Source organism: Pseudochrobactrum sp. AO18b (assembly GCF_000409565.1).
GTDB classification, from domain to species: domain Bacteria; phylum Pseudomonadota; class Alphaproteobacteria; order Rhizobiales; family Rhizobiaceae; genus Pseudochrobactrum; species Pseudochrobactrum saccharolyticum.
The window spans coordinates 1-6,941 of sequence record NZ_ANNO01000220.1 but is presented as its reverse complement, the minus strand read 5'-3'; the positions used below and the strand labels follow the sequence as shown (position 1 = coordinate 6,941).

Annotated in this window: 4 protein-coding genes, 1 tRNA gene and 1 pseudogene; 3 read left to right on the top strand and 3 right to left on the bottom strand. The window is 51.0% G+C overall.

Annotation, left to right across the window (positions count from 1 at the left end):
- Window positions 1-34: 34 nt before the first annotated feature.
- Both A918_RS0109085 and A918_RS0109080 read right to left on the bottom strand, forming a co-directional pair.
- Entirely contained in the window at window positions 35-952 is a 918-nt protein-coding gene (locus A918_RS0109085) for a pseudouridine-5'-phosphate glycosidase (protein ID WP_022710762.1), read from the bottom strand.
- A gap of 40 nt (window positions 953-992) precedes the next feature.
- A complete protein-coding gene (locus A918_RS0109080; RefSeq protein WP_245257309.1) occupies window positions 993-2,156 on the bottom strand; it encodes a PfkB family carbohydrate kinase in 1,164 nt (387 codons plus the stop codon).
- Between the two features lie 333 nt (window positions 2,157-2,489).
- On the opposite strand from A918_RS0109080, the gene A918_RS20015 reads away from it, so the two are divergent.
- The 3 genes from A918_RS20015 (at window position 2,490) to A918_RS20010 (ending at window position 6,564) form a co-directional block, all read left to right on the top strand.
- Window positions 2,490-4,187 carry a HAMP domain-containing sensor histidine kinase gene (locus A918_RS20015; RefSeq protein ID WP_198013284.1) on the top strand — a complete coding sequence of 566 codons (1,698 nt, stop codon included), beginning with the start codon at window positions 2,490-2,492 and terminating at the stop codon, window positions 4,185-4,187.
- 187 nt (window positions 4,188-4,374) lie between these two features.
- Window positions 4,375-4,451 (top strand) — tRNA-Arg (locus A918_RS0109070).
- Window positions 4,452-4,701: 250 nt separating this feature from the next.
- On the top strand, window positions 4,702-6,564 hold the full coding sequence (locus tag A918_RS20010) for a right-handed parallel beta-helix repeat-containing protein (protein WP_198013283.1): 1,863 nt from the start codon (window positions 4,702-4,704) through the stop codon (window positions 6,562-6,564).
- Window positions 6,565-6,588: 24 nt separating this feature from the next.
- Here the strand turns inward: A918_RS20010 and A918_RS22290 are convergent.
- A pseudogene (locus A918_RS22290) lies at window positions 6,589-6,941 on the bottom strand (MgtC/SapB family protein); the annotation flags it as partial.

Below are 6,941 nucleotides of genomic sequence, written 5' to 3'. Positions count from 1 at the left end.
TCCCCCCCCGCTGAACTCAATAGGATACTGTCTTTTATACGATGGCTTTATAAGCAACGGCCATACGGGCTGCCAGTTTGGCATTGTTCAGCACCAGCGCAATATTAGCTTTCAGGCTGCGGCCTTCCGACAATTCATTGATGCGCGCCAGCAGGAAAGGTGTCACATCTTTACCGCCAACGCCCTGATCGGCAGCTTCTTTAACAGCGGCTTCAATCGTGCCGTTAATGAATTCCGGTGTCAGTGCATCTTCTTCAGGGATCGGATTGGCAATCAGAATGCCGGTGCCGGAACCAAGCGCATGATGCAGAGCCATCGCTTTCGCAATCTCTTCCGCGCTGTTCAGGCGGTGATCGGCTTTACAACCGCTCGAACGGGTGAAGAATGCCGGAAAATCATCGCTGCCATGCGCAATAATCGGCACGCGCTGGGTTTCAAGATATTCAAGGGTTTTCGGAATATCGAGAATGGATTTCACACCCGCGCAAACCACAGTGGTGTTGGTCATGCCCAGTTCGTTCAGGTCGGCGGAAATATCGAAGCTGTCTTCCGCACCGCGATGCACGCCGCCAACACCACCGGTGGCGAAGATTTCAATGCCGGCCAGCGCAGCAATACGCATGGTTGCGGAAACAGTGGTACCGGCAGTCAGTCCCTGCACCATATCAGCAGCCAGATCGCGGCTCGATGTTTTCACCGCATCGGTGGTCTGTGCAAGCTGTTCCAGCTGGGCATCTCCGAGGCCGACATGGATTTCGCCTTTGAGCACAGCAATGGTTGCCGGTGTCGCACCATTTTCACGGATCACAGCTTCAACCTTACGCGCCATTTCCAGATTCTGCGGAAAAGGCATGCCATGGGTGATGATCGTGGATTCAAGAGCAACAACAGGTGCGCCTTTATCGAGAGCGGCGCGGACTTCATCGCTGAAATGCATAGTCAAACGGGTCATAGCTGGAGCAGCCTTTCTGAGGGAGTTTAATGGAGAGTAATCAGTCGCGAATACGATGAAGGTTCGCTTCGAGAAAATGTGCAGACAAGTCCGGATGGACACTGGCGTCGCTTTCGGTTGTCAGCGTGGCCAGCAAAGTACCGGTGCGCACTGCATCGGGCAGTTCCTTCCGGTCAAGCAGACAATAAAGCGTGCCGGAAATCAGCGCATCGCCCGCGCCGGTAATATCCACCGGCTGCGCAGGCACACTGGCAATATGCCGGATGCCGCTTTCATCGCCGATATGAACACCGCCAGCCCCCATGGTCATGACGATTTTGGCAACGCCGCGCGCATGTAAGGCATTGATCGCCTGTACGGCTGTCAGGCGTGGTGTACCCGCAGGGTGACGCAACAGGCTATGCGCCTCATCCAGATTGAGGAACAGCAGATCAACACCACTGAGATCCTGTGGCAAACGCAGTGCTTTCGGTGCGGAGACTGTATCAATAGCCAAACGAAAGCGGCTGCCGGTTTTCTTCGCCAGCAAGGTTTCCAATGTTGCCTGCGGCAGATTGCAATCGGCAAAAACCCAGTCAGCCGAAGCCAGATGCGGCCAGACGGTTTCCAGTGTTTCAGGCTTGAACAGGTCGAAAATGCCCATATCGGCAATACCGAGTGCCAGCTCATTATCCGGCCCCAGAATGGCAGCATATTCAGCTGTTGGTGCCTCATTCGTGACGATTGCACGGCTGACATCGACACCAAGCAGACGCAGATGATCAAGAATAGCGCGCCCGGTTTCATCATCGCCAAGAATAGAAACAAAGCCGATATTCACGCCGAGCCGCGCCAGATTTTCCGTGACATTGCGGGCAACACCGCCATGGCTGCGATAACCGCTGACCGGATTGGAGGTCTCGCTGATAAGAGGAGCATGGGCATGATATTTACGATCAAAGACCGCGCCGCCAATACAGACGATGCGCTTGTTCTCTGGCAGATAATAGCCACGCCCGAGCACAAAACCCTTTTGGGTCAGCTGCACAATATGAGCAGCAACCGTAGAACGCGCCAGTTTCAGCGCATCAGCAATCTGCTGCTGGCCGACAAACGGATTAGCGACAATCATCTCCAGAACAGCACGTTCCTGCGCGGAGAGATCCTGCAGATTTTGCGCACCGGCTTTCGCTGACTGGTTCACATCCTGATCGCCCTGCACCATTGCCATTCTCCGTTTCAATCGTCCTGATGCGAGCCATATAGCAGAGCAATTTCAGATAATCAAACAAATGTTAAAATAAAAACTTTTGTTTTAACATTCTTCAGGGAAAACTCCCTCATCACCTCACGATAAATAAACACCACACGAAAATTTGAAATTTTGGCTTAAAGCGCCTATATTACAAACTTGCAGGATTTTAGCCTTGGTGGGGACAGGCTTGCGGTCAGGCATATTTATGCAACTGTACAATCCGTGACCCGGGCGATCGCCTGTTTTGGTCCGTGGGTGGAGACGGGGGACAGGCACAACCTGTCAGCCTGACGGATGGGTGAAATGACCTTTATGAAAAGCAAGGATTTTCAAAGGCCTGCTGACAAAGCCTCTGCAGAATCAGAAAAGAAGCGCGCTGAGGAATTACAGGCGCGCAGCCGTGAGCAAGCTGATCTAACTGCGGAAGGTAACGGCGCGACATCCGGCACCCAAACATCCCTCTCCGCGATTGCCGCCAATGCACCTTTAAGCACAAGTATCCCGCCGGTCTTCACCAATACCGGATCGGATTTTACTGCGAATGATCCCGATGACCTGCATATTCCGCTGCGTCACCGCCTTTCCAGTAAATTGCTTTTGATGACAATTCTGGCCGTGCTGATTGCCGAAGTTATCATTCTCGCGCCGTCACTGGCGAATATGCGCAATCAATGGCTGAATGCCAAACATACCATGATTGCCACTTCCAGCCTGTTATTGCTCGATGCGAATCCGGACACGACACTGGAATTGCAGATTCAGGATCAGTTACTGCGCTCCACAGGCGCACAATCCATTACAGTCACCCGTAATGGCAGCAGCCGCGTTCTGGCTGCCTCACCGGAGGCTGTGCAGGTCGATGAATATATTGATCTGACAACAGCAACGCCGCTGAGTGATTTCTGGGGCGCCTTGCTCACCCTGACCAGCGGCGGCAATAAGACAATGCAGGTGTCAGGCCCGCCCGATTACAGCGGCACCACGGTTGAATTTGTGATGAGCGATAATGCCCTGCATAACAGGCTGATCAAAAACTCCCGTATTATTGCTGCGATATCGCTGCTGATTTCGCTGATCGCGGCCGCGCTGATTTATTTCATCATTCACCGTCTGCTGCTGCGCCCTGTCGGCCATATGTATGAAAATATGTTTGCTTTCGGCCAGAAACCGGATGATCCGACGCTGATTATTGACGGCTCCTGCCGCAAAGACGAACTTGGTTATGCCCAGAACAGGCTAGCGCAGATGCAGACACATCTGCAGCATTTGTTTCAGGAGCGTAAACATCTGGCCGATCTCGGTCTGGCCGTCTCCAAGATCAATCACGACATGCGCAATATTCTGGCCTCAGCACAGCTGATGTCGGACAGTCTTGCCGATACCAATGATCCGGTTGTGCAACGCTTTTCACCGAAACTCATCCGGACGCTGAACCGCGCCATCACCTATTCCGAGACTGTGATCGCTTACGGCCGCACACAGGAAGCCGAGCCGGTTCGCCAGCAACGCCTGTTACGTCCGCTGATCCATGAAGTGGAAGACATGCTGGTGCTTCCATCCGATGTGCAGATTGCTTTCCGCAATATGGTTCCCGTCGATTTTGAAGCCTATATCGACAAAGAACAAATGCTGCGGGTGCTGAATAATCTCTGCCGCAATGCGGTACAGGCAATGGGCACCTATCACCGGCAGCCGGAAACTGAAAAATGCCTGACCATCAGCGCATGGCGCATAGGCAATACCTGTTATATTGCCGTGGCGGATACCGGCCCCGGCCTGCCTAAGAAAGCGCGGGACAATCTTTTCACCGCTTTTCGCGGGTCAACACGCAGCGACGGCACGGGATTGGGGCTGGTTATTGCTCAGGAACTGGTTCGCGCCCATGGCGGCACCATAGAATTACGCGACGATTACAAAGACGGTGCATTATTTGAGATTCGTATCCCTGATATGCCCGTCTATCCGCCACCATTTCAGCGCTCACAACGCAATATGGTGTAATTATTTCAACGCTCTGCGCGAAAAGCGCCTTCAGGAAGCCACGCAATCGCGTGGTTTTCTTATATTTATCCCCAGCCTTCAAAAAAAATACAAATTTCTGAAAGTTTTTGATCATAAGCCCTTGCAATGCCAAACAGAACCCTTTAGAGAGCGCTTACCGCACCGAAACGGAGCGGTTCTAGGGCAAGCACCCGTAGCTCAGCTGGATAGAGCACCAGACTACGAATCTGGGGGTCAGAGGTTCGAATCCTTTCGGGTGCGCCACTCCTTCTCAAAATTGAGAAGTTGACTTTCTGAAGATCAGAAAAATTCCTGTCACATTTGATAGTTTCATGCGTTATATACTGTGCTTATTACAAGCACATAGAGTTCAGATACGCATCTCCGGACAACTCACTCGAATCACCTTGACGCGTGTTGTTTCCTCTGTTGAATATCAAAAATATTTCTCCGCCCTGCTCGCATTCGCAACAATAAATATTCGTTACAATGTGATTCTCAGGAGATGCGCTTTTTGTTTATTTTGAAAAATACGAAATCAGCGATCTCAAATCATAAATATGTGGCTGCAAGTCTGTTCTTCGCTTTTTCAGCGACAATCATCCTGCAAAATACACCGGCAGCCACTGCCGGCACTTCACCGGACTGCAGGCCGATGCAAGCACTGCAAAAACAGCAGTTTCAGGCAGCAGACACGCCAGTATCTGAGAATAACACCATCTGGATGGTTGACGGAGTAAAAGGCGGCGCACCCGCAATCGGAACCATAACAAATTCCGGCCTGTATACCGCTCCCGCCAATATGGACGAATCTGTCAATGTCACCATTTCCGCCGTCTCCGTGGCAGATGAAACGGAAATTGCTAATTTCCGAATCTGTAATGCTGCCTATAGCCGTACCCGAACAATTTATTATGTCGCGACCACAGGCGCTGACAGCAATTCAGGCAGCTATTCTGCCCCATGGCGCAGCATTCAGCATGCTATCGATCAGGCACAGGCCGGTGATACAATCACGGTCCGCGGCGGTATCTATAATGAGACAGTGACATTCAACAAATCAGGTTCTGCGGAGAGTGGTTTTATCACACTCACCCGATATGCCGATGAAAAGCCAATCATTGACGGCAGCGGATTGATCACAGAGCCCTATGGCATGCGCGGCCTCATCAGCCTCAACAGCGCCAGCTATATACGCATTAAAGGGTTTGAAATCCGCAACTACAAATCCGACACGGAATTCATTGCCATTGGCGTTCTTGCTCAGGGCACCGGAAAATATATTGAGATCAGAGACAATGTTATTCACGGCATTGAGGCGAATAATCTGCCTGCAAACGGCAATGCAAATGCTTTGGGCATAGCCGTTTACGGACAGCAGCCAGTACCGATACAGAATGTCATCGTGGACGGTAATGAGTTGTATAATCTGAAAACCGGAACCAGTGAATCCCTGACCATTGGCGGCAATGTTGACGGCTGGCAGGTCACTAATAATCTGGTACACGACAGTAATTTCATCGGCATCGATGCGACAGGCTATTACGGCAACAACCGTGCGGACTATAACCGTGCCAGAAACGGCTGGATTGCACAGAACAAAGTTACCAATCTGTCGATAGAAGGCAATCAGGCTTTGACCTTTGTAGCTTCTGCGATTGGTATCTATGTTGATGGCGGGCAGAATATTACCGTTGAACGCAATGTCACCGATGCGAATGACGGCGGAATATGGTTGCTCAGCGAAAATCCGGGCAAACTGACTGACTATGTGACGGTGCGCAATAATCTTATCCGCTTTAACCGGAATGCCGGAATTCTTGCTGGCGGCTATGATGCAACCCAATCGGGCGGTGCTGCTCACATCTCAATCACTAACAATACTCTGTATCAGAATAATAACCGTGACATTTCAGGCATCAATTCCGGTGAGTTTCAGCTCGGTCACAATGTCAGCAATATAAATTTCAGTAACAATATTCTCTTTGCCGGAGCAAAGGGTTATGCGATCACCAGCTTTATTCCTTCAGTGCCGGACACAGTGAAGCTTGCCAGTAATTTATATTACACAACATCCGGCAGCAGCTATACACGCTGGTTCTGGAACAATACAAATTACTATAATGACAGCACATCTCCCAATAATTTCAACACATTCACAGCCATCAGCGGTGATACAGGCAGCATTATAGGTAATCCTGCCTTCATCAATGCCAGTGCTTCAGATTTCCGCCTCGCTGCAGGTTCTCCGGGCAGAAACAATGGCCAATTTACTGCGACAACAGGATTTCCTGCCACAGGCATCAAGGATTTTGCGATGAACCCGCGCATCACCGGCACATTGATCGACAGAGGTGCCTATGAGCATGTTGAATAAAACAACGCAAAAAACATAGTCCGGCTAATAATCCTTATCCCCGTCATCGGCAGCAACATAGCGCCAGCGTACCGATGTCACCAATGGCTCAAGACTCAACCGTCCGATAATCTGCTCCAGCAGCGGATCCTGATTATTATCGGCACGAACTACGCATTGACCTCAACGCGATTGCTGTCTTCAATATTGGTGCTTTCCAGATCCTGAATATGCAGGACAGTGCCAAGATCACGCAGCAACAGCCCCCGCACATGCGCTTCGGCATCGCCCATACAGACAATACTGACAGCATAGCGGGTGCCGAACTCACCACCGCTGGCGGGTTGCCGGTCAATCAGATGTACCAGCGGCCGCAAAAATAAATTGACGCTGATGAT